This is a genomic window from Streptomyces sp. NBC_01260, assembly GCF_036226405.1.
Lineage (GTDB): Bacteria > Actinomycetota > Actinomycetes > Streptomycetales > Streptomycetaceae > Streptomyces > Streptomyces laculatispora.
The window spans coordinates 7,770,093-7,792,502 of record NZ_CP108464.1; the positions used below are offsets into that span (position 1 = coordinate 7,770,093).

The 22,410-nt window shown below is 70.9% G+C and carries 13 protein-coding genes; 8 read left to right on the forward strand and 5 right to left on the reverse strand.

Annotated features, from left to right (window positions below; genetic code table 11):
- Positions 1-139: 139 nt before the first annotated feature.
- The 3 genes from OG322_RS34550 to OG322_RS34560 all read left to right on the forward strand — a co-directional run bounded on the left by OG322_RS34550 (position 140) and on the right by OG322_RS34560 (position 3,300).
- Complete coding sequence (locus tag OG322_RS34550; protein ID WP_123467649.1) at positions 140-1,633, forward strand: FG-GAP repeat protein; 1,494 nt, start codon at positions 140-142, stop codon at positions 1,631-1,633.
- 111 nt (positions 1,634-1,744) lie between these two features.
- Positions 1,745-2,824, forward strand: a complete 1,080-nt coding sequence (locus OG322_RS34555; RefSeq protein WP_123467647.1) for an NAD(P)H-dependent amine dehydrogenase family protein — start codon at positions 1,745-1,747, stop codon at positions 2,822-2,824.
- A complete protein-coding gene (locus OG322_RS34560; protein WP_123467645.1) occupies positions 2,821-3,300 on the forward strand; it encodes a carboxymuconolactone decarboxylase family protein in 480 nt (159 codons plus the stop codon). The genes OG322_RS34555 and OG322_RS34560 overlap by 4 nt, the downstream gene beginning before the upstream one ends.
- Before the next feature lie 144 nt (positions 3,301-3,444).
- On the opposite strand, the gene OG322_RS34565 is transcribed toward OG322_RS34560, so the two are convergent.
- Positions 3,445-5,031 (reverse strand): GMC oxidoreductase, encoded by a 1,587-nt coding sequence (locus OG322_RS34565; protein WP_398912801.1) that lies wholly within the window; start codon positions 5,029-5,031, stop codon positions 3,445-3,447.
- 250 nt (positions 5,032-5,281) lie between these two features.
- On the opposite strand from OG322_RS34565, the gene OG322_RS34570 reads away from it, so the two are divergent.
- The gene (locus OG322_RS34570; protein ID WP_123467640.1) at positions 5,282-5,470 is read left to right on the forward strand and encodes an antitoxin; all 189 of its coding nucleotides are present in this window, start codon (positions 5,282-5,284) and stop codon (positions 5,468-5,470) included.
- A 103-nt stretch (positions 5,471-5,573) separates the two neighbouring features.
- Here OG322_RS34570 and OG322_RS34575 read toward each other — a convergent pair whose 3' ends face one another.
- Entirely contained in the window at positions 5,574-5,750 is a 177-nt protein-coding gene (locus tag OG322_RS34575; protein WP_164494555.1) for a hypothetical protein, read from the reverse strand.
- 135 nt (positions 5,751-5,885) lie between these two features.
- Here OG322_RS34575 and OG322_RS34580 point away from each other — a divergent pair, with 135 nt between their 5' ends.
- The gene (locus tag OG322_RS34580) at positions 5,886-8,414 is read left to right on the forward strand and encodes a SpoIIE family protein phosphatase (protein ID WP_405702378.1); all 2,529 of its coding nucleotides are present in this window, start codon (positions 5,886-5,888) and stop codon (positions 8,412-8,414) included.
- A gap of 66 nt (positions 8,415-8,480) precedes the next feature.
- Here the strand turns inward: OG322_RS34580 and OG322_RS34585 are convergent, their stop codons facing one another.
- The gene (locus tag OG322_RS34585) at positions 8,481-9,803 is read right to left on the reverse strand and encodes a geranylgeranyl reductase family protein (RefSeq protein WP_241200449.1); all 1,323 of its coding nucleotides are present in this window, start codon (positions 9,801-9,803) and stop codon (positions 8,481-8,483) included.
- Positions 9,804-10,612: 809 nt separating this feature from the next.
- Between OG322_RS34585 and OG322_RS34590 the strand changes: the two genes are divergently transcribed.
- Positions 10,613-13,216 (forward strand): SpoIIE family protein phosphatase/ATP-binding protein, encoded by a 2,604-nt coding sequence (locus OG322_RS34590; RefSeq protein ID WP_123469590.1) that lies wholly within the window; start codon positions 10,613-10,615, stop codon positions 13,214-13,216.
- Positions 13,217-13,291: 75 nt separating this feature from the next.
- On the opposite strand, the gene OG322_RS34595 is transcribed toward OG322_RS34590, so the two are convergent.
- Positions 13,292-15,475: a discoidin domain-containing protein gene (locus tag OG322_RS34595; RefSeq protein ID WP_123467636.1), complete on the reverse strand. Its 2,184-nt coding sequence runs from the start codon at positions 15,473-15,475 to the stop codon at positions 13,292-13,294.
- Positions 15,476-15,947: 472 nt separating this feature from the next.
- Between OG322_RS34595 and OG322_RS34600 the strand changes: the two genes are divergently transcribed.
- Positions 15,948-17,399 (forward strand): helix-turn-helix domain-containing protein, encoded by a 1,452-nt coding sequence (locus OG322_RS34600; RefSeq protein ID WP_241200450.1) that lies wholly within the window; start codon positions 15,948-15,950, stop codon positions 17,397-17,399.
- Positions 17,400-17,454: 55 nt separating this feature from the next.
- Here the strand turns inward: OG322_RS34600 and OG322_RS34605 are convergent, their stop codons facing one another.
- Complete coding sequence (locus tag OG322_RS34605) at positions 17,455-20,937, reverse strand: M28 family peptidase (protein WP_329307800.1); 3,483 nt, start codon at positions 20,935-20,937, stop codon at positions 17,455-17,457.
- Positions 20,938-21,422: 485 nt separating this feature from the next.
- On the opposite strand from OG322_RS34605, the gene OG322_RS34610 reads away from it, so the two are divergent.
- Entirely contained in the window at positions 21,423-22,337 is a 915-nt protein-coding gene (locus tag OG322_RS34610) for an aldo/keto reductase (RefSeq protein ID WP_329307414.1), read from the forward strand.
- Positions 22,338-22,410 lie beyond the last annotated feature (73 nt).

Here is a 22,410-nt window from a genome sequence, read left to right on the forward strand (position 1 = left end):
GGCTCCTTCCCACCCCTTTTTCGTGTGTCGTACAACCCTTCCGCCTCATAGGAGGTCGAACGGGGCGCCAGGAAGGTAACGGGCCTTTCCTGGCGTCCCCCCGGACTCGCCCGGTCATCCTTGAACCGAGGAGCCGCTCGTGCGCACCAACCGTTCGGCCGCCGTTGTCGCGGCCGCATTTCTCCTGATGGCAGGGGCCGGCATCGCCGCGCCCTCCGCCTACGCCGGCACTCCTGGCGGAACGCACGCGAACGACCGCAACACAGATTTCAACGGCGACGGATACGAGGACGTGCTCACCGGCGCGTCCGGCGGGACCGTCGGCGGGAAGAAGGGCGCGGGCTACGTGACCGTGCAGTACGGCGCGAAGACGGGCATCGGGACCTACAACCCCGTGGTGCTCAGCCAGAACACCGCCGGGGTGCCGGGGGCCGCCGAGGCGGGTGACGGCTTCGGCAGCGCGCTCGCCACCGGCGACCTCGACGGGGACGGCTACGACGACGCGATCGTCGGCCTGCCCGGCGAGGACATCGAGCCGGTGACCGACGCGGGCGGCATCGTCGTGCTGTGGGGCTCCCCGAAGGGGCTCTCGGGCGCCGACAGCGACTGGCTTCAGGCCGATCAGCTCGTGGTCGGCGCCCGGTTCGGCAGTGCTCTCGCGGCGGCACACTTCAGCCCCGGCATCCCGGGTGACCAGCTGGCCGTGACCGACCGCGACAACCTCACCCTGTACCAGTACGACGCGGCGCCGCAGGGCAGGTCCGCGCAGTTGGTGCCCGCGTCGCGAAACCGCCTGACCCCCGGCACCCCGGGCCGCCCGATCGCGCCCAGGGCCATGACCACCGGCGACTACGACGGCAACGGCCTCGCCGATCTCGTCGTCGCCGGAGTGACCACGGGCAAGGAATCGGGCCACGGCTGGTCGTCGCTGTTCCTCGGCGATGTCCAGGGACTCCGCTACGAGGGCGATCTGCGCGGCGGCCCGGCCGTCGCATCCGGTGACATCAACAACGACGGCTACGACGACCTCGTCACCGGGGAGCCGAACAGTCCCGACGACGGCGGCGCGGCCGTGACCGGTGGAGTCGTCGGCGTGTACTACGGCAGCGCCGGTGACGGGCCGGCCGGCGCCGAGGGCCCGGGCACCCCGCCGGTGTGGTGGACGCAGGACACCCCGGGCATCCCGGGCAAGGCCGAGGCCGGCGACGGCTGGGGAAGCGACCTCTCCGTGGCGGACGTCAACGGCGACGGGTACGCGGACGTGGCGATCGGCGCACCGGGCGAGGACATTTACGACGTCGCGGACGCAGGCGCCGTGTGGGTGCTGCGCGGCTCGGCCGACGGGCTGACCGCCGCCGACGCGGCCTCCTGGGACCAGAACTCGGGGTTCGTCCTGGGCGTGGCGGAGAAGGGCGACCACTGGGGAGGCCAGGTCCGGCTGAGCGACCCGGACAGGAACGGCCGCCTCGGCCTGCTGGCCGCAGCGCCGGGTGAGGACGGGGGCAACGGCGTCATCTGGGCGTTCCGGGCGAACACGAGCGGTGTGACGATCCGCGAGGGGTGGACCTTCGACGGCGGATCGCTCGGCGGCCCGGCGGCCGGCGCCGCGTTCGGATCCGCGATCGACGAGTAACGGCGGGCCGGGTGACCGGGGCGGAGCCTGCGGGCCCGCCCCGGTCACCCTCCCCAACCGGGTGGGCGAAGGCACTATGAACCTTTCATCCCGCGCGCTACCCTCCGCCGCATGATTTCCACGGTGGTCTGGGGTACCGGCAATGTCGGCCGCGCGGCCATCCGCGCCGTCGAGGCCCATCCGGCCCTGAAACTGGCGCATGTGCTCGTCCATGATCCCGGCAAGGTGGGCCGCGACGCGGGCGGCCTCGGCGGGCTCGGCCGCGATCTGGGCGTCGCGGCGACCGACGACATCGACGCGGTGCTGGCCGCCGCTCCCGGCGCGGTGGTGTACGCGGCATCCGGGGACATCCGCCCCGACGAGGCGCTGGCCGACATCACCAGGGCGGTCCGGACGGGCGCGGTGGTCGTCACCCCCGCCCTGTACGCGCTCTATGACCAGCGGGGCGCCCCGCCGGAGCTGCGCGAACCGGTCCTGGCCGCCGTCGCCGACGGCGGTGGCTCGCTGTTCGTCTCCGGCGTCGACCCCGGCTGGGGCAACGACGTGCTGCCCCTGCTGATCAGCGGCCTCGGGACCACGGTCGACGTGATCCGCTGCCAGGAGATCTTCGACTACTCCACCTACGACCAGCCCGACTCGGTCCGCCACCTGATCGGCATGGGACACCCCATGGAGTACGAGCCGCTGATGCTCGCGGCCTCCGTCCCGACGATGGTGTGGGGCGGGCAGATACGCCTGATGGCCAGAGCCCTGGGCGTGGAGCTCGACGACATCCGCGAGACCATGGCCCGGCGGCCGCTGGAGACGACGGTGAGCACCCGGACGATGGGCGAGTTCGAGGCGGGCACCCAGGGCGCGGTGCGCTTCGAGGTTCAGGGCATCGTCGAGGGCGAGCCCCGCATCGTCATTGAGCACATCACCCGCATCCACCCGTCTTGCGCCCCGGACTGGCCGGCACCGCCCGACGGCGCCGGTGCCCACCGCGTGATCATCGAGGGCCGTCCGCGCATCGAGGTCACCGTCGAGGCCACCGACGAGGGCGAGAACCGCTCGGCGGGCGGCAACGCCACCGCGGTCGGCCGGCTGGTGAACGCCATCGACTGGCTGGTGGACGCGGAACCCGGACTCTACGACGCACTCGACGTCCCCCTGCGCCCCGCAGCCGGCAGACTCGGAAGGAAACAGCCATGATCATCGACATACCCGAGGGCCAGGAACCGATCGGATACGTGTGGGGTGACATGGTCCCGGGCATCGGGATGGCCGCCGCGAACTTCTCCCTGTCGGTGTACGAGCACACCTCGCTGGGCCTGCGTGAGTTCGAGGCCGCCCGGCTGCGGATCGCGCAGATCAACGGGTGCCTGTTCTGCCTCGACTGGCGCACCGAACGGGACGGCGAAAAGGTCGAGGAGGAGTTCGCCGACGCGGTGAACGAGTGGCGTACCGCCGGGGACTTCGACGACCGGACCCGGCTGGCCGCCGAGTACGCGGAGCGCTACGCCCTGGACCACCACGGTCTGGACGAGGAGTTCTGGAGCCGGATGACCGCGCACTACAGCCAGCGCGAGATCGTCGAGCTGAGCATGAGCATCGGCTCCTGGCTGGCGTTCGGCCGGCTCAACCACGTACTGGGACTCGACGCGGTGTGTGTGCTGCCCGGCCACTGAGAGGCTGCCGGGTGCCCTCCGATCGGAGGTCACCCGGCAGCCTCTGAGCCGGACGCCCCGGGCCCGTCTGTTCCCGCCGGTGCCCGGGGCGTACTCAGTAGGAGGTCAGCCCCGCCGCCTGAGGCCGGCCGCGTTGGGCCGGTGTCACAGATCGGCGGCGATGATCTTCTCGATGTTCCGTTCGGCGAGTGCCGTGATGGTGACGAACGGGTTGACGCTGGTGTTGCCGGGGATCAGCGAGCCGTCGATCACGTACAGGCCCGAATACCCGTGCAGGCGACCGTAGTTGTCGGTCGCGCGGTCCAGCACCGCACCGCCGAGCGGGTGGTAGGTGAGGTGGTCGCCCCAGATCTTGTACACCCCGAAGAGGTCGGTCCGGTAGATCGTCCCCTCCTTCGCGTTGATCTTGTCGAAGATCGTTTTGGCCATGTCGATGGACGGCTGCTTCCACGAGGCCTGCCAGTTCAGGTCGACCTTGCCCGTCGCGGCGTTCCAGGAGAACTGGGCCCGGTTCGGGTTCTTCGTGATCGACAGATAGAACGAGGCGAACGTCTCGATCCCGGTCGGCAGCGGCGCGACCTCGGCGAACGCCCCGCCGGCCGCCCAGTTGTCGATGCCGCCGCAGGGGATGCTCGACTGGACCGCGCCGGTCGGGTCCCACAGGTGGTTGGCGCGGCCGCACATGACGTTGCCGTTGTCGCCCCAGCCCTTGCCGATCTCATCGTTGAGGCCGGGCAGTCTGCCGGTGGCCTTGAATTCGGTCAGCAGTTTGCTCGTGCCGACGCTGCCGGCCGCGAAGAACACCTTGTCCGCGGTCACCGTCTTGGTGGCCTCGGTGCTCCCGTCGGTGCGGAGCTGGTCGATGACGACCGTGTAGCCCCCGGCCGACGCCGGGGCCACCGAAGTCACCTTGTGCAGAGGCGAGATGGTGACGTTGCCGGTCGCCGCGGCCTGGGCGAGATAGGTCTTCTGCAGCGACTTCTTGCCGTAGTTGTTCCCGTAGAGGATCTCGCCGGCCAGTGCCGACTTGGGTACGGTGCCGGCCGCCTCCTTCTCCATGTAGTCCCAGTCGTACACGTCGGGCACGAAGACGAACGGGAAGCCGGAGCGCTGGGCCTGCTTGCGGCCGACCCTCGCGTACTGGTAGCAGTCGGCGCTGTCGAACCACGCCGGGTCGACGGTGCCGACGCCCAGGCCCGCGTTGGCGCGTGGGTAGTAGGTGGAGTACATCTCGTCGGCGTTGACCGTGGGGAGGACGGCGCCGAAGTTCTCCCGCCTGGGGGTGACCGCCATGCCGCCGTTGACCAGTGAGCCGCCGCCGACGCCTCGCCCCTGGTAGACCGTGATGCCGCTGAAGTCCTCGGCGTCCAGGATTCCGGTGTAGCGGGGGATCGACCTGTCGATGGGGAAGCCGAAGAAGTTGCTGAGGGGCTGCTTGGTCTTGGTGCGGAGCCAGTACGAGCGGGCGTCGGGGCTCGTCGTGTTGGCGAAGATCTTGCCGTCCGACCCGGGGGTGTCCCAGGACATGCCCATCTCGACCATGTGGACGTGGACGCCCGCGCGGGCGAGTCGTAGGGCGGCCACGGAACCGCCGTACCCGGTGCCGATCACCAGGACCGGGACGTGCTCCCCGCTGCCGATCACCGTGGCTGTGGTGCGGCTCGCCGCCTGGGCGGCGGTGGCGTGACCGGAGAGGGCCGCAGCCCCCAGGATGAAACCTGTTCTAGCCATGAATCCGCGACGCGAGACACCGCTCGATCCCTTGTCGGATAAGCTTGAGTCCGTCATGTGACGTCCCTCACTCTCGATCGAATGGGAACGAGTTCTACTGGCGCTCGCGCAAGAAGTCACTACATACCTGTGAGTAATTTGCCTGGAGCCCGGCCGTTCGCCACCCGCCGCGGCCCCCTCCGCCCCGGGGTGCGGCACCGGGGCATCGCATGGATGCTGGGAATGTCAGCGTTCCATGAGGAGGACATTCATGAGCATGCTCGACAAGATCAAGGACCTGATCAAGGGGCACCCCGACCAGGCCCGCCAGGGAGTCGAGAAGGGCGGCGACGCCATCGACAAGAAGACGCACGGCAAGCACAGCGGTCAAGTCGATTCCGCCCAGCAGAAGCTCAATGACCAGCTCGGTGACCACCGGCCGCCCTCCGACGACCGATAGGGCCGTCGGGCGTCCGACGGCCCTATCGGTCGTCGCGACGGAGCGGCAGCCGCCATCTCGGATGGCGGCTGCCGCTCCGTCGCGATGGCGGCGGTGGTGGCGGTCAGTTGTGGCCGAACTTCCGCTCGCGCTTGTGCGAGACGTGCTCCGAGATTGCCTCCACCCCTTCGGGTGTGGGTGCGGTGCTCGTCTGTTCCTTGGGCTCCGTGGTCGTGGCCGCCGAGTGCTCATGGCCGCCGCTGCGGGCGCCACGGTTGTGCCGGCTCTGCTTCTTGCCCATGATCGTGCCTCCTGTGCGGATGTCGGACGATGGGCTGCCTTTCAGACTCGCATACAAGTATAAAGGGTGCATTTTGGGTCATGCGTCTCTCTGTCTGAAGTGCGGAGCGCAGTTGCTCGGGAGCATGCTGAGTGTGTGACCTGGTACGGAGCTGCCCGGGGTACTCCGCTCAGCGCGAGCGGCAAAGCGCCCGCGCGGCTGAAGGACGGCCGTGCACCGGACGAACTGTCCCTGGTGCTCGCCCAGGCCGTCGTGAGCGGGGTGGAGTCCGTGGGCGGAGAGGCGGGCGGCGTCTTTCTGCGCTCCCTCACACCGGGACTGCTGCGGCTGGCGGTACTGGCCGGGCTGCCGGGACCGCTCTTCCGCCCCTGGTGGCGGATGCATGTGAACCGCCCGTTCCCCGTGGCCGAGGTCTTCCGCACGGGCCGCGCGGTGCACCTCGCCGACGCCGAGGAGGCCATGCGCCGCTTCCCGCAGCTGATGGCGGGCCTGCCGTTCCCGTTCGGCTCCTTGTACGTGCCGGTCCTCAGTGCCGGCGAGCGGGTCGGGGTCCTGACGGTGATGCGCCCGGCGACCCCCGGCAGGCCAGTGGGAACCGTCGAACGGCGCAGGCTGCGGAGCGTCGCCGAACGGCTCGGCGCCGCACTGACGGAGCTGGAGTCCAGCGGCACGAAACCGCGGTGGGACGAGGAACCGCTCCCCGTGCAACTGCCCGCCGGCAGCTCGCCGCCGGTACGGATCGGCCGCTTCGACTGGGACCTTGCCAGCGGCGCCGTCGGCGCCGACGCCGAGCTGTGCGGGATCCTCGGCACCGAACCCGCCGAGTTCCCGGGCACGATCGACGCACTGGCCGCGCAACTGGCGCCGGAGGACGTGTACGGCCTGTGGGCCCTGGCCCGTCAGGCGGCGGGGTCGGGCGGTCCCGTCGTACGCAGGATGCGGCTGCGCGGCCCCGACGGCCGCTCGCACTTGCTGGAGGTCTCGGGCCGCCGGGACGACGGGGCCGGCGCCGGTACGGCGAGTCACCTGACCGGCTTCCTGGTGGACCTCGGCATCGGCCCGGTCGTCCCCGAGGCGGCCGACCGGCTGCCGCGGGGGATCTTCTCGCTGGACCGCTTCGGCCGGATCACCTACCTCAACGACCTGGCCGAGCAGTTCCTCGGCCATGCCAGGTCCGAGCTGGTCGGGCGGGTGCTCTGGGAGGTACTCCCGTGGTCCGCGAACCCGGCGTACGAAGACCATTACCGGGCCGCGATGATCTCCGACGACCCGGTCCACTTCCTCGCCCGGCGTACCCCTCCCCCCTGGCTCGCGGTCTCCCTGTACCCGGGGCACGAAGGGCTGACGGCTGTGCTCACCCCCACCGAGGAGCCCTCCTACACTCCGGGGCCGGTCTCCTCACCGAGGCTGGGGCTCGGTTCCCCTGCCGACCGTTCCGCCGCGCTCTACCGGCCGGTCGCGCTGGCCATCGCGCTGACCGAGGCCGTCACGGCCCGCCAGGTGTCCGCCGTGGTCACCGAGGAACTGCTGCCCGCATTCGGCGGCAGACAGCTCGCGATCTACCTGCTCAAGGAGGGCCGCCTCTACCTGGAATGGGAGACCGGCTTCCCCAAGGGCTTCCTGGACGGGTTCGACGGCGTCGGCCTGGACGCCCGCATCCCCGGCGTGGAGACACTCACCTCCGGCCGCCCCATCTTCTTCGAGTCCATGCAGCATCTGAGCGCCGCCTACCCCGGCATCCCCATGGACGCCGACGTCGGCGCCCGCGCCTTCCTGCCGCTGATCGCCTCCGGACAGCACGTCGGCTCGTGCATCCTCGGCTTCGACCAGCCGCGCGGTTTCAGCCCCGAGGAGCGCACGATCCTGACCGCGCTGGCCGGCCTCATCGCCCAGGCACTGCAACGGGCCCAGCGGTACGACAGCGAGGCCGCCCTCGCCCGCGGACTCCAGGATGTCCTGCTGCCGCACCGGCTGCCCGTCGTCGACCACGTCGACACCGCCGGCCGCTACCTCGCGGGCACCCAGGGCATGGACGTCGGAGGCGACTGGTACGACGTCATCGAGACGGGCGAGAGGCTGTCCCTGGTCATCGGGGACGTCCAGGGACACGGCGTCGCGGCCGCCGCGACCATGGGCCAGCTGCGCAGCGCGGTAAGGGCCTTCGCACTCAGCGGACACGATCCGCAGGAGGTGATGAGCGGCACCAACCGGCTCCTCATCGACCTCGACCCCGGCCAGATCGCCAGCTGCTGCTACATCGTCCTGGACCCGGCCACCGGCATCGCGCAGGCTGTGCGGGCCGGACACCCGCAGCCCGTACTCCGTCACCCGGACGGCACTGCCGAGGTCATGGACCTGTCGGGCGGAGTCGTGCTGGGTGTCGACCCTGACGCGTCCTACCCCGTCAGGGAACTGCACCTCGCCCCGGGCGCGATGCTCGCCCTGTACACCGACGGCATGGTCGAGCAGTCGGGAACGGACATCGACGTCGGCATCGAGCGGCTGCGCCGCACGATCGCCGACTTCGGCCCGGCCCCGATGGCCGACACGGCGGACCATGTGATCGGGCGGGCCAGACAGGCCCCGGACCGGCCCGACGACATCGCCCTGCTGCTCGCCGCCCGCTGGTACGACATCGACGGCGGGACGGCCCGGAGCCGGTGAGCGGCACGCCGTACCCTCCGGGGAGCCAGGACGCGTGTCCTGGGTGCCGCTCGCGGCAGCCCGCCCTCAGCGCCGGCGTGCGTTCGGGGCGGGAACGAGACGCACCGCGGTGTTGAGGACATGGTCGATCACATCGCGCGAGGGGTTGTCCGTCAGATTGCTGAGCAGTCGGGCCAGCGTGTTGAGCAGGAAGGGCGAGCCCATCACGTACCGGTTCAGGATCGGCTGGAACCCCGACCGGCTGAAGACGAGATCGGCGGCCGTGTTGCCGAGCCGGTAGTAGCGCCCCCAGCGCCGGTTCATCTCGACCGGGTAGTGGTGCAGCGCCCGTTCCCGCCGCGGGCCCGGGGGCACGGCCAGGCCCAGCGCGGCACTCTGCGCCGCGACCTCCCCGGCCTCCAGCGCCTGACCGATGCCCTCACCGTTCCACGGACTGATCATGCCCCCGGAGTCGCCGACCAGGAGGAGGCCCCGGGTGTACAGCGGATGACGGTTGAGGCCCAGTGGCAGCGCCGCGCTGCGGACGGGCCCCTCGGCATTGTCCTCACGGAGCCCCCACTCGGGAGGTGTACGGGCCAGCCACTGGTCCAGCGTGGCCCGTAGATCGGGCTTGCCGTGCCGGCGGTGCGGGATCGCGCCGAGTCCCACGTTGACGCGCCCGTCACCCATCGGGAAGATCCAGCCGTACCCCGGCAGGAAGCGGTCGCTCCCGGGGAAGCGGAGGTCGGCCCAGAGCTCCAGGAACTCCTCCCGGGAACGCTCGGGGCTGCGGTAGTAGCGGCGGGCCGCCGTGGCGATCTGGCGCTTCGTGTCCCGCTGCAGCCCCATCGCGAGGGCGAGCCGGGCGGAGGCGCCGTCGGCGGCGATGACGACCGGCGCCCGGTGCACCACCGGCGGCGCCTTCCCGGACACCGCGCTCACGCCGGTGATCCGTCCGGCCCGGTCGGTCACCGGCTCGGTCACCTTCACGCCGGTGCGCAGCCGGGCCCCGGCGGCAACGGCATGGCGGGCCAGGATGTCGTCGAAGTCGTGACGGCTGCGGGTGAGACCGAAGTCCGGGTAGCCGCCCAGCGCGGGCCAGTCGATCTGCACCTGCCGGTCCCCGGTCACCCAGCGCATCCCGCGCGACCGCGTCCAGCCCGGTGCGTCGATGTCGATGCCCATCCGGATGAGCTGGTGCACCGCACGCGGCGTGAGGCCGTCCCCGCACACCTTCTCCCGGGGGAAGCCGGACTTCTCCAGAAGCAGCACGTCCACGCCCGCTCGGGCGAGGTGGAAGGCGGCGGACGAGCCGGCCGGTCCCGCCCCCACCACGATCACCTGGGCCTCCTCGGACCGGCCGGCGGGCTGTTCGTCCGGCAGGGACTGGTCTGCGTGCGCTTCCCGCATCGGGAACCCTTTCCTGGGACGGCCGGAGCCGCCGGGGAAGGCGGCCCTGTACACCGACATCCTGCCGGTTCGCGCCGCTCCGCGGCAGGGTGATCATGAGTGCGAGGTGTGTGGGCTCTCGGCCCGTTCGGCGTAGCCGCCGCAACACAGATCGGGGCCGCACGGAGTGCGGCCCCGAGGACGACGGAAGGACGACGACGGAGTCAGTACGGCAGCGGACGCCCGGACGGAGTACGCAGATCGAGCGGCGGCGGCCGTGACGGAAGCTGGGGACGTCTGACAACCCTGATGCGGCCCACTGCCACCACCTCCTGTCGGTCACCCGACCTATGCCCGGCGGTAGGCCGTTCACACCCCCGCGGGCCGGTGATCGCTTTCCGTAACCGCTGCCGGCCTGCTCCGGCGGCCCGTGGCCCGCGTCGGCGAACCCCGCGCCCGTCACCACGACGGCGACGATCCGGTCATGCCCGGCGGTTGCCGCGCCGGTGGACGGGTGCGCACCGGGCGGGGGCCGCATCACCCGGTCGGAACGCCTCCACCGGCTCCCGGGCGGGGAGCCCGGTCCCACACGGTAGGACCCGCTCCGCGTTCCGACCCCGGCAATCCGTGTTAAACCTGAAGATGTGTGTGGTACAGGTCGGTTCCGGGCGTGGTTTCACCGCTCCGCCCGGCGGCCGCATCGACACGATGGCGGACGCCCGGGCGGTGACGAGCATGCCACCTCCGAACCGGACGTGAAGCGGTCCTCACCGGTCCGGAGGCTGCGTCCCCTCTTCGGCGCCCGCACCGTGGCCGGTCAGGTCTTCTTCATGACGCTGGGGATCGTGGTGCTGATCGTGTCGAGCGCGGTCCTCGCACTGGTGCTCCAGGGGAGACGCGACAGCACGCACGAGGCCGAGGCCCGTTCGCTGAGCGTGGCGGAGGCCTTCGCCCACGCACCCGGCACCGCGGTGGCGCTGGACAGCAGGAACCCCACGGCCGTACTGCAGCCGCTCACGGAGGCCATCCGGGAGCGAACCGGAGTGGGGTCCATCGTGGTGGCCGGGACCAACGGGATCCGCTACACCCACCCCGACCCCGCACTGATCGGCAAGCACATAATCGGCCCGTACAAGGAGGCCCTGGCCGGTCACAGCTTCACCCGGACCTCCACCACGAGCCGCGGCCCAGCGGTCGTCTCGGCGGTTCCCGTCACGCGGCCCAACGGCTCGGTCGCCGGACTGGTGTCCGTGGGCATCACTGTCGAGACCGTGAACGCCGTGGCCGAACCGAGCGTCCCGTTCGCCATCGTTACCGCGGTGGCCGCGGTGGCCCTCACGACGGGTGCCGCGGCACTGGTGAGCCGTCGCCTGGGCCGCCAGACCCGCGGCCTCGGCCCGGCCGAGATGACACGGATGTACGAGCACCACGACGCGGTGCTGCACGCGGTCCGCGAAGGGGTCCTCATCATCAGTGGCGACCACCGGCTGCTGCTGGCCAACGACGAGGCCCGAAGGCTCCTCGGACTGCCCGCCGACGCCGAAGGCCGCGCGGTGACGGACCTGGGACTGGAGCCCCGGACGGCCGAACTGCTGGCCTCCGGCCGGGTCGCCACGGACGAGGTGCGGCCGGCGGGCAACCGGCTGCTGGCCATCAACCTCCGCCCCACGGGTGAGCGCGGCGGACCACCCGGCGTCGTCGCGACCCTGCGGGACACCACGGAGCTGCAGGTCGTCACCGGCCGGGCGGAGACCGTACGGGGGCGCCTGACGCTCCTCTACCGGGCAGGTGCGCGGATCGGCACCACGCTCGATGTCACGACGACGGCGCGTGAGCTCGCGGAGGTCGCCGCACCGGGATTCGCCGACTGCGTGACGGTGGATCTCGCCGACTCCGTACTGCGCGGGGAGGAACCGGAGCCACCTTCCGGCGAGGTCATGAACATGCGCCGCACAGCCGTCTGCTGCGCCGACACCGATCACCCCCTGTACCCGCTCGGCCGCGTCATCGGATTCGTGCCCACCGGCCCCGAGGTCATCGGCACCAGCGGCGGTCACACCTGGATGGTGCCGGACCTGACCGCGTCCTCGCAGTGGCGGCAGCCCGACCCCGAGCAGGCCGCGAGAATCCTGGAGTACGGATTCCACTCGCTGCTCTCCGTACCGCTGCACGCGCGTGGTGTCATCCTCGGCATGGCCAACTTCTGGCGCGCGCAGAACGAGGAACCCTTCACCGCCGAGGACCTGTCGTTCGCCGAGGAGCTGGTGGCCCGGGCGGCCGTCAGCGTCGACAACGCCCGGCGCTACACGCGCGAGCACGAGATGGCGGTGACCCTGCAACGCAGCCTTCTCCCGCGCGGTGTTCCCGAGCAGAACGCCCTGGACGTCGCCTTCCGCTACCTGCCGGCGCAGGCCGGGGTGGGCGGGGACTGGTTCGATGTGATCCCGCTGTCCGGCGCGCGGGTCGCCCTGGTCGTCGGCGATGTGGTCGGGCACGGTCTGCACGCCGCGGCGACCATGGGCCGGCTGCGCACCACGGTGCACAACTTCTCCACGCTGGACCTGCCGCCCGACGAGCTCCTCGGCCACCTCGACGAGCTCGTCGCCCGGATCGACCAGGACGAGCAGGCCGACGGCGGCGTCGCGGTCACCGGGGCCACCTGTCTGTACGCGATCTACGACGCGGTCACCGGGCGCTGCTCGATCGCCCGGGCCGGCCACCCCGGGCCCGCCCTGGTACTGCCCGACGGCACCGTCGAGTTTCCCGAGATTCCGGCCGGCCTGCCACTGGGGATCGGCGGAATGCCCTTCGAGACGGTCGAACTGGAGGTGCCCGAGGGAAGTCGTCTGGTCCTGTACACGGATGGTCTGACCGAGCGCCGCGACCGCGACGTCGATGACAGTCTGGAGCAGCTGCGCCGGGCTCTGGCCAACCGCGACCGGACCCCCGAGGAGACCTGCGACGACGTGCTGGAGACCATGCTGCCCACCCGTCCGGGCGACGACGTCGCTCTGCTGGTGGCCCGCACCCGCACCCTGGACCCGGCCCGGCGCGTGCAGTGGGAGGTGGCCCCCGATGCCTCGGCCGTCTCGGGCGTCCGCAAGGAGGCCACCCAGTGGCTCGCCGACCAGGGGCTCGACGAGGAGGGGTTCGTCACCGAGCTGATCCTCAGCGAGCTGGTCACCAACGCCATCCGCTACGGCTCCGAGCCGATCACCGTGCGGTTGCTGTACGACCGGGCCCTGATCTGCGAGGTGTCGGACTGCAGCAGCACCTCGCCGCATCTGCGCTACGCCGAGACGACCGACGAGGGCGGGCGGGGGCTGTTCCTCGTCGCCCAGTTCGCCGAGCGCTGGGGGACCCGCTACACCGCGCGCGGCAAGGTGATCTGGTCCGAACAGACACTTGACGAGCCGGAGCCACCACCTGAATAGGGCCGCACCGGCGGCGACGCGGGGTCCGGCAGCAGCTGCCGGACCCCGCGCCGTTCGTTCATCTCATGAGGGGCGTCACGGGAAGGACACCACGTTCGACGGGACGGTGGAGGTCCCGGATGTGGGTGATCCGGTGTTGTTGATGACGTGTTCGTACTGGCCCTGGCCGCCGAGGGAGACGACGAGCAGGTCGTGGAACTTCACTCCGGGCTTCACCGGTGCCTCGAAGCCGTGGTCCTGGCGGATCGTCGGGTCCACGTTGAAGTAGCAGTAGCTGCCCAGCCCCCAGCCCTCGTGGGTGGTCACGGAGTCGTCGACCTTGTAGGCCGCGAACCCCTTGGTGCTGCCGTTCTGGACGGCGGCCTGGTTGGGGGCGTCGTACGCCTTCTCGTTCTGGAAGAAGATCGTCTTGCCCCTCTCGCCGGACCAGCGCACGTCGTACTTGTTGAAGTGTTCGACGAACAGGCCGGTCGCCAGGACGTCGTCGCCGTTGACCTGGAGGCCGTAGTCGGCCCGGTTGGTCTCCCAGCCGATGCCCTCGCCGTGGTCCGCGCGCCACAGCCAGGTGTGGTCGACGATCGTGTCGTCGTTGTTGATCACCATGCCGGTGGTGGCCTTGCCCGCTCCCGCGCCGCCGACCCGGATGAACACGTCCTGGACGGTGGTCGGGTTGGCCGCGTGGTCGGCCGAGGCGCCGTCGGGGCCGACCTGGACCAGTACCTGGGAGTTGGCCGGACCGGCGTCGACGAGCAGGCCGGCGAGTTTCACCCCGTCCACGTCAGCGACCTTGATGGCCGTGACCCCGTTGTCCGGGATGATCGTGGCCAGACCCAGGCCCAGTACGACCGTGTTGGCGCGGTCGATGTTGATCGTCTGGTTCACGTGGTAGATGCCCGGCGTGAACAGCAGGTGCAGGCCCTGCTGCACGGCCGCGTTGATGGTGGCGGCCGAGGCTCCGGGCTTGACCACGTAGAACTGGCTCAGCGGGATGGACTCGCCCTGCGGCGTGCCGTTCCACGAGACGCCGCGTGCGTTGGTGCGCTTGGCGGGGACGAACACCTTGTAACTGTTGCCGTCCAGGTAGAGGAACGGCTTCTCGCGGGAGACCGGGGTGTTGCCGAGTGTGGTGTACGGGGGGTTGGGGAAGCTCTGGGCGGGGGCGCCCTCGACGCCGGAGAACGTCATGTTCCAGACGCCGTTGCCCCAGCTGCCGACCGAGCTGTCGCGGGTGTACCACTGTTGCTGCGAATACGGGCCGACCTGACCGTCGATCTTGCTGTCGGCGATGTACCCTCCGCTGGCCCAGCCGTAGCCGTTCGGCGCGAGGTTGAGCCCGCCCTTGACGTGCATCCGGCGGAACGGGGCGGCCTGCGAGACGGCCCAGCGGTCGGTGCCGCTGACCGGGTTGAGTGCCAGGTTCTCCGCGGAGCGCCAGAAGTTCTGCGTGGCGTTCCCGTTGAACCAGCCCGCGTCGACGGTCACGTCACCGTTGAACGTGGTGTCGTCGGGCTTGAGACCGAGACCGGCGATCGAGGTGTAGAACCCGATCTGCGCGTTGAGGTTGTTGTACGTGCCCGGCTTGAACATCAGCGCGTAGCGGCCGGTGCCGAACTGCGCCGACTCCTGCTGCTTGAAGATCTCGTCGACCTTGGCCTGGATGTTGGGCGTCGAGGGGTCGAAGACCAGGACGTTGGGGCCGAGGTCGCCGCCGCCGGGAATCTGCGGGCCGCCTCCGCCGCCGGTGGTGCCGAAGACCTGGAACTCCCAGAGCGAGTAGCCGTACTGGGTGGCCCGCGCGGTGCCGGTCAGCCGGACGTAGCGGGCGGTGCCGGAGACGTTCAGGGTCTCGTTTCCGCCGGGACCCGTGGTGGTCGAGTAGGCGGTGCTCCAGGTGCTGTTGTCCGTGGAGAACTCGACCTTGTAGCTCTTGGCGTAGGCGGCCTCCCACCTCAGTGCGATCTGGCTGACCGAGGCGGCGGAGCCCAGGTCGACCTCGATCCACTGGGGGTCGGCGGCGGCGCTCGACCAGCGGGTGCCGTTGTCGCCGTCCACGGCGGAGGTGGCGGGGGTGCCGTAGTTCTCCTGGCTGGAGGCGGTCACCGTCTTGCCCTGGGAGAGCAGCGAGGGTGCGGCGCTCGCCGGGGCCGACGGGACGAAGGCCAGGAGTGAGATGACGAGACCGGCGACGGCGGTCAGTACGCCGGTGCGTCTTCTTCCGGTCGAGGGCACGGGTCTGTGGAACACGGGGGGTGCGTACATGGGGAAGTCTCCTGAGTCGCGGTACGGGTGCACGACACGAAGTCGGAGAGCGCTCTCTCCGGCCGATGGGGATACTTCTCCCTTGGTTCCCCACGCGTCAATAGGTGTGCAACACCCGCTTCGCCGGGCGACATTGAGAACAAGAGTTGATGACGGATAGCTCACGATTGACCGAGTTCCGCACGCCTTAAAAGCACCGCGGCCGCAGATCTGGAGCGGCGTCGATTCAGGTGATGATGGTGCGTACGCAGGGAGTGACCGAGGTGAAGCGTGCCGTTGCCACCGCAATCCGACGCTGCCCGGCGGCACCCGTGGCGGGCCGGAGGATCTGGGCACCGGAGGCCACCGCGCCTGTTACCGGACATCTTGCCGCCGTCCCGGGACAGCGGGTGCGCGTGCTCGCTATCCTCCGGGACATGAGCCGTGAGCGTGACACGCGCGGCGCCCTTGACCAGGCGCGACGGTGGTACCGGTGACCGCGGACATGGGCCCCGCGCCGTCGGGCCCCGGTGGCGCGGAGGCATGGAGATCCTTCGGGGTCCGGTTGCGCCAGTGGCGCAGGCGGGCCGGGCTGACCCAGGCCCAGGTGGGCGCCCGGGTCGGCTACGACCACACCGCCATCAGCAAACTCGAGCACGGCAGCCGCCGGACGCCGCTGCCCCTGGCCCGCAGGCTGGACGACCTGCTGACGGCGGGCGGCGACCTGCTCGCCGCCTGCGAGGCGGCCGAGGCCCGGGAAGGCGCGGCAGCCACGGGCGGGGCGGGCGGCGCTCCGCATCCCGCGGACACCCCGGCCCGCCGCGGACCGCTGCCCGGCGAGCCCGCGGGCGGCGCGCTGCTCGCGATGCTGCCACCCGGAACCGAGCTGCCCGCCGGCCTTCCCGCATACGGACTCGTCTGCCCGGCGCACGGCCGGGACGGCTGCGCCGTACCCCCGCTGACCGACGTCGTCGAACTGCACGCCGCCTTCTGCGCACTGGGCCCGGACACCTCGTCCCACCCCGCACTGGACACCGAGACCGTGCACGCGCTGACCGCCCTGCTCGCCGTCTGCCTGCGCGCCGACGAGGAGCGTGCCTGGCCGGGCGCGACGGCCGTCGTGGAACGCACGCTGCACGCCATGCTCCGGTGGATGGCGCTGCCCGCGGCCCCCTACCAGCGCCAACTCGCCCCGCTGGCGGCCGAGTACGCGCAGTCGGCCGGCTGCCTGCGGCTGTTGTGGGGCCGTAACGGCACCGCGATGGCCTGGCTCGACCGGTCGCTGCTCTGGTCCGCCATGGCCGGTCACGTGGGGACCGAGGTCGCGGCACTGAGCGATATGAGCACCCTGGCCCGGCTGGAGGGCGACGGGCCTTCGGCGCTGGCGTACGGCGGGGCCATCCGGCAGGCCGCGGCGGGCCGGCCGTGGGCGGGTGCCATGAGCGATCTGTACCAGGCGCGCGGTCATGCGGTGAGGGGGGACGCCCAGCAGACCCTGAGGCACATCGACCGCGCCCGGTCCCAGCTGGACCGGGTCGAGGAGCGGGACGAGACGGAGGCGCCCTGGCTCTCCGTGGCCTCGGTGCGCCTGCGGGTGGAGTCGGGCGCGGCGGGCGCGCTGCGCGATCTCGCGGCGGCCACCGGGGACCGCCGGTTCGCCCTGCGCGCGGTCGCGGCGGCCGGCACCGCGCTCGGACTGCTGCCTGCCGGGATGCACTCGGCCCGGATGCTGTTCCTGGCGCGGATGGCCGACGCCCATGCCTGCGCGGGCGACCTGCCGGCGGCACAGGCCGTGGCCGGTCCGGTGCTCGACACCACCGAAGTGACGCCGTCGACACTGCTCGGCCAGGAACTGCGCGGGCTGCACGGCAGACTGGCCGCCCGCGGCGGCGGCCGGTCCGAGACCGACGACTTCGTCCGCAGACTGGCCGCGGTGGTCCGCTGAAACGCCGGGGGCGGGGCGTGTGGATCACGCCCCGCCCCTGCCCCCTGATGAGAAATCAGCTCACGTCGAGCGCGACATCGTCCACGACGAAGCTGGTCTGGAGGTAGGCGTCCTCCTTACTGGTGAACCCCAGCGTCACCGTCTGCCCCGCGGCGGAGCCGACGTCGAAGCTCTGCTGGACGTAACCGCTGCTCGCGTCGAGATTCGAGTACGTGGCCAGCGTCCGCGACCCCAGCTTCACGGTGAACGTGTCGTAGGCGGTCGCGTCGCCCGCGGACTCGGCGGTGTCGGTGCGCACGAAGAACGACAGCTTGTACGTCGAGCAGCCCGCCGGAACGGTCAGTGACTGCGAGGCGCTGTCGCTGTGGGTGCTGCCCCAGCCGCCGAACCAGGCCTGGTAGGTGCCGGTGTGCGCGGGCTTCTCCGAGGTCCGGTTGTTGATGACCCCGTCCGTCTGGGTCCACGGCGCCGTGCCGTTCTCGAAGCCGCCGTTGGCGACGACCTGCCGTGCCTGGCAGTTGCCGCCGCCACCGACGACCAGCGAGTAGGTGGTGGTGTGGGTGGCGGTGCCCGTTGCGGTCACCGTGAGTGTGTAGGTGCCCGCGGCGGTCTGCGCCCCCGCCGAGACGGTCATCGTCGAGGAGGACCCCGACGGCACGGTCGCCGGCGCGAAGGAGACGGTGACCCCGCTCGGCGCACCGGAGGCCGTCAGCCGGACGCTCTGTCCGGAACCGCTGGTGGTGGCCGTCGACACGGTCGCGGTGGCCGAGGCACCCGGCTGGACGTTTCCGGAGACCGGGTTCACCGAGACGGAGAAGTCATCGGCCGGCGCCGTGGTGCCGACGGCCGTCTTCCACAGCGTGTAGGCGACTCCGTCGGCGCTGCGGTCGAGAGCGGTCGCGTTGATGTTGCTGGTGGTGTCGCACGACTGGTGGTAGCACGGGTCGTACGAACGGCCAGCGGTACCGCCCCACTTGGCTGCCTGGGCCGAGGTCTTGGTGTCGCTCGCGCCGGTCGCGTAACCCGAGGTGGCGATGCCGCCCTGCTGGAAGGAGTAGTCGTCGGAGCGCCCCTGGCCCTCCACGTTCTCCTCCGGAGCCAGGCCGAGCGAGGCCCAGTACTCCTTCATCGGGGCCGAGGCGGCCGAGTTGAGGTTGTTGATGAAGTAGCCGCCGTTGGTGGAGGCGACCATGTCGAAGTTGTAGTACGCGCTGATGGCGCTGCGCTGGGCGGAGCTGAGCTGCCCGACGTAGTACGCGGAGCCCTGCAGGCCCTGCTCCTCGCCGTTCCACCAGGCGAAGCGCACATGCTTGGTCATCGTCGGGTTCTGCTGGGCCAGCGTGAGGGCGTTCTCCAGCAGGGTGGCCGAGCCGGAGCCGTTGTCATTGATCCCGGGCCCGGCGCTGACGCTGTCCAGGTGGGCGCCGAACATCACGGTCCGGTCCGTCGGACCGCCCGGCCAGTCCGCGATCAGGTTCTTGCCCGCGTAGGTGCAGCTGCTGCAGGTCTGCTCGCTGACGGTGTAGCCGGCCGCCTGCAGCTTGCCCTTCACATAGGCGAGCGAGGCGGTGTAACCGGCGCTGCCGGCCCGCCGGTTGCCGCCGTTCTGTGAGGCGACGGTGCTGAGCTGCGACAGATGGGACTGCACATTGGCGACGCTGATGTCCGGAGGCGTGCCGCCCGGAGTGCCGCCGCCGTCATTGACGGTCAGGGTGTACTGCGCGGTGTGGTCCTGGGTGCCGGTGCCCTTCACGGTGAGCGTGTAGGTCCCGGGCGCCGCGGCCGACGTCGTCGAGACGGTCATGGCCGAGGTCGCACCGGACTGCACGGCGGAGGGGCTGAAGGAGACGCTCACACCGCTCGGCTGACCGGTCGCGGACAGGTTCACCGTCTGCGCGTTTCCGGAGCTGACGGTCGTCCTGACCGTGGCCGTCACCGAGTTGCCCGGCTTCACCGAGCCGGCGGACGGGTCCAGGGACATCGAGAAGTCGTTGTTGCCGCTCGGGGTGCAGGTCGGGTCACCGCTCTGGGCGGGGACACTGACGGCGTCCCAGGCCGCCTTCGCCCGGTTGAACAGCACGCAGGTGGCGTCGAGGGTCTTGGCCGAGGTGAGCGTGGCCGTGCGGTAGCGCTTGTACGTCATGCCGCTGGTCTTGAGCAGCATGCCGCCGTAGAAGACCTTGCCGGCACTCTGGATGCCCACGCCGGTGACCGAGGAACTGTTGCACGTCGGGCTGGACGGCTTGCCGCCGCCGGGACTGGAGCCCTCGGCCAGCAGGTAGAACCAGTGGTTCAGCGGACCGGCCGCCGCGTGCTCCTCGGTGCTGGGTATGGAGGAGCTGTAGCAGTTCGGGTCGCCGATCTGCCCCGGGTTGTACATGATCCGGATCGGCCCGTTGCCCACGAGGTTGATCTTCTCGCCGACGGTGTAGTCCGGGTCGTCGTACGGGGCCGGCTCGTTGGTGTACGCCTCGGTGAGCGCCCCCATGATGTCGCCGGTGGCCTCGCCGAGACCGGACTCGTTGTTGGCCCCGCCGGGCGTGTACTGGTCGATGCCGTGGCCGAACTCGTGGCCCACGACGTCCATGGCCCCGATCCACTGGTTGGCGTTGTTGTGGCCTATGGAGATGGTGGATCCGTCCCAGTAGGCGTTCACGTCGTTCAGCCCGACCTTGACCGGCCAGCTGCGGCCGTTGCCGTCGTGACCGTTGCGGCCCAGCCAGTCGCGCAGCATGTCCCACTCGTGCTGCGCCGCCCACATGACATCGACGCAGCCGGTCTCCTTGCTGGAGGCACTGCCGGTGCCCCAGGAGTCGGAGGACTTGGTGAACACGCTGCCCGTGCTGTAGTCGGCGCAGCTCAGCCCCGGCCTGGCGGGGTCACGAAGTGAGTAACTGCCTCCCGAGGACGTGGTGTTGATGGACAGCGGGGAGGGCCCGTTCCACTGGCTGTTGCCGGTTCCGGCCTTGACATCGTCATAGCTGTCGAGCACCGCGCCGGTGCCCGCGTCGACGAAGACGTGCAGATGGCTGGGCGCCTTCGCGGTGCGGCCGGTCAGCACGGTCTCCCAGGCCAGCCGGGACTTCTTTCCGGTGGCCCGGACGACCAGTCGGTGACTGTCCACCCGCTCCACGGATTTCAGCTTCTTGCGCGCGGCAGCCTCGGCCTTCCCGGCCGAAACGGTCGCGGTGGTGGGTACGTTGATGCGTCGGGAGACCGCCGACTGCGCGCCGCGGACCCGTCCCTTGGAGTCCGCCACCACGACGGCGTCGCCGCCGACCACCGGCAGGCCGCGGTAGGTGCGTTGGTAGGCGATCGAGTAGAGCCCGTTGACCCAGGGGGTCACGTTCTGCCGTTCGTAGCGCTCCTCGGGCCCCTTCGCCAGGGCGTCGAGGCCGCTGGCGGCTGCCCGGTCGGCGGCCGACACAGCAACCGCGAGCGGGGTGGGGGCGGGGGGAGACGGTTCCGCGGAAGCTGACTGACCACTCGTGGCGACCAGCATTCCGGCGAGGACGGCCAGGGTTGTCCCGGCCGTCATCGGTCTGCGTTTCATCGAGGCTCCTCGGTTCGTGGGGACCTCGATCACGGGCGGCGGCGTGGGGAGACGCACCCGCCCACGCGGCGGCCGTCGGCCGTCCGCCCAGGTGGTGTCCGTGATCGAGCGACCGAACACTCACACGTCGCCATGACCTCGTCAACGAACTGCGGCCGCCTCGAGGGGAGTTGGCAAGTCTGGTCAAGTCGCCCTGGTGGGATCGCACAGCGAGCACACAGGAACGCCGGGGGGCGGTGCGGTGGTTGGGCGGCTCGCGAAAGACCGGCGCCGTGGAGTGCCGGACGCCGGAGGGCTGCGAGAGGGGTGGACGGATCCGTCGAGCGGGGTTAGTATGCACCCGCGTTGCATGATCATGCAACGAAAACATCCACCGTAACTGTATCACCTGTCAGCCAATTACGCAAGCCGTCCTGATGTTCCGTCACGTGGCCGACTCCGGCCCGCCACCAACGAGGAAGACGACAGCCATGACTTCGGGAACAACCACCGCAGCGGCCGCCGGTACCTGGCAGCTGGGCGACCTGACCGTCAACCGCATGGGCTTCGGCACCATGCGTCTGACCCAGAACGGTGCGGCGCTCACCACCGACCGCACCCCGCACGACCGGGACCGGGCCATCGCCGTGCTGCGCCGCGCCGTTGACCTCGGTGTGAACCACCTCGACACCGCGGCCTTCTACTTCTCACCGATGCGCTCGGCCAATGAGCTGATCAACCGGGCGCTGGGCCCGTACCCCGACGACCTGGTCATCACCACCAAGGTCGGCCCCGGCCGGGGTCCGTCGGGCGACTGGCTGGACTGGGCCCGGCCGGAGGACCTGCGCGGCCAGGTCGAGGAGAACCTCCGTCAGCTCGGCCGCGACCATCTCGACGTGGTGAACCTGCGCATGAACGGGCCCGCCCCGATCGCCGACAGGTTCGGCGCACTGGCCGAGCTGCGGAAGGAGGGGCTCATCCGCCACCTGGGGCTCTCCAACGTCGGGGCCGACCAGATCGCCGAGGCCCTGCCCATCGCGCCGGTCGTCTGTGTGCAGAACCGGTACGGCATAGCCACCCGCCGTGCGGACTCCGACGAAGTGCTCCGGATCTGCGGGGAGCAGGGCATCGCGTTCGTGCCGTTCTATGCCATCGCCGGCGAGGGCCGCGAGACCGGGGCGGCCGCGGCCGCCGAGAGCGAGGCGGTGTCGGCCGTCGCCGGCGCCCACGACGCCTCGCCCGCCCAGGTCCGGCTGGCCTGGACGCTCCAGCGCGGCCCGCACGTACTGGCCATCCCGGGCACCGGTAACCCCGATCACCTCACCGAGAACGTGGCGGCGGCGGCCCTGCGGCTCACCGAGGCCGAGCTGCGGCTGCTCACGGAACTCGGGCAGGACGCCGGCTGATCCACGCCGTCGGCCGCCGTGGCGGACGGGAGCCACCAGGCCGTCACCGGCTTCCGGACCCGGATGCCGTCCG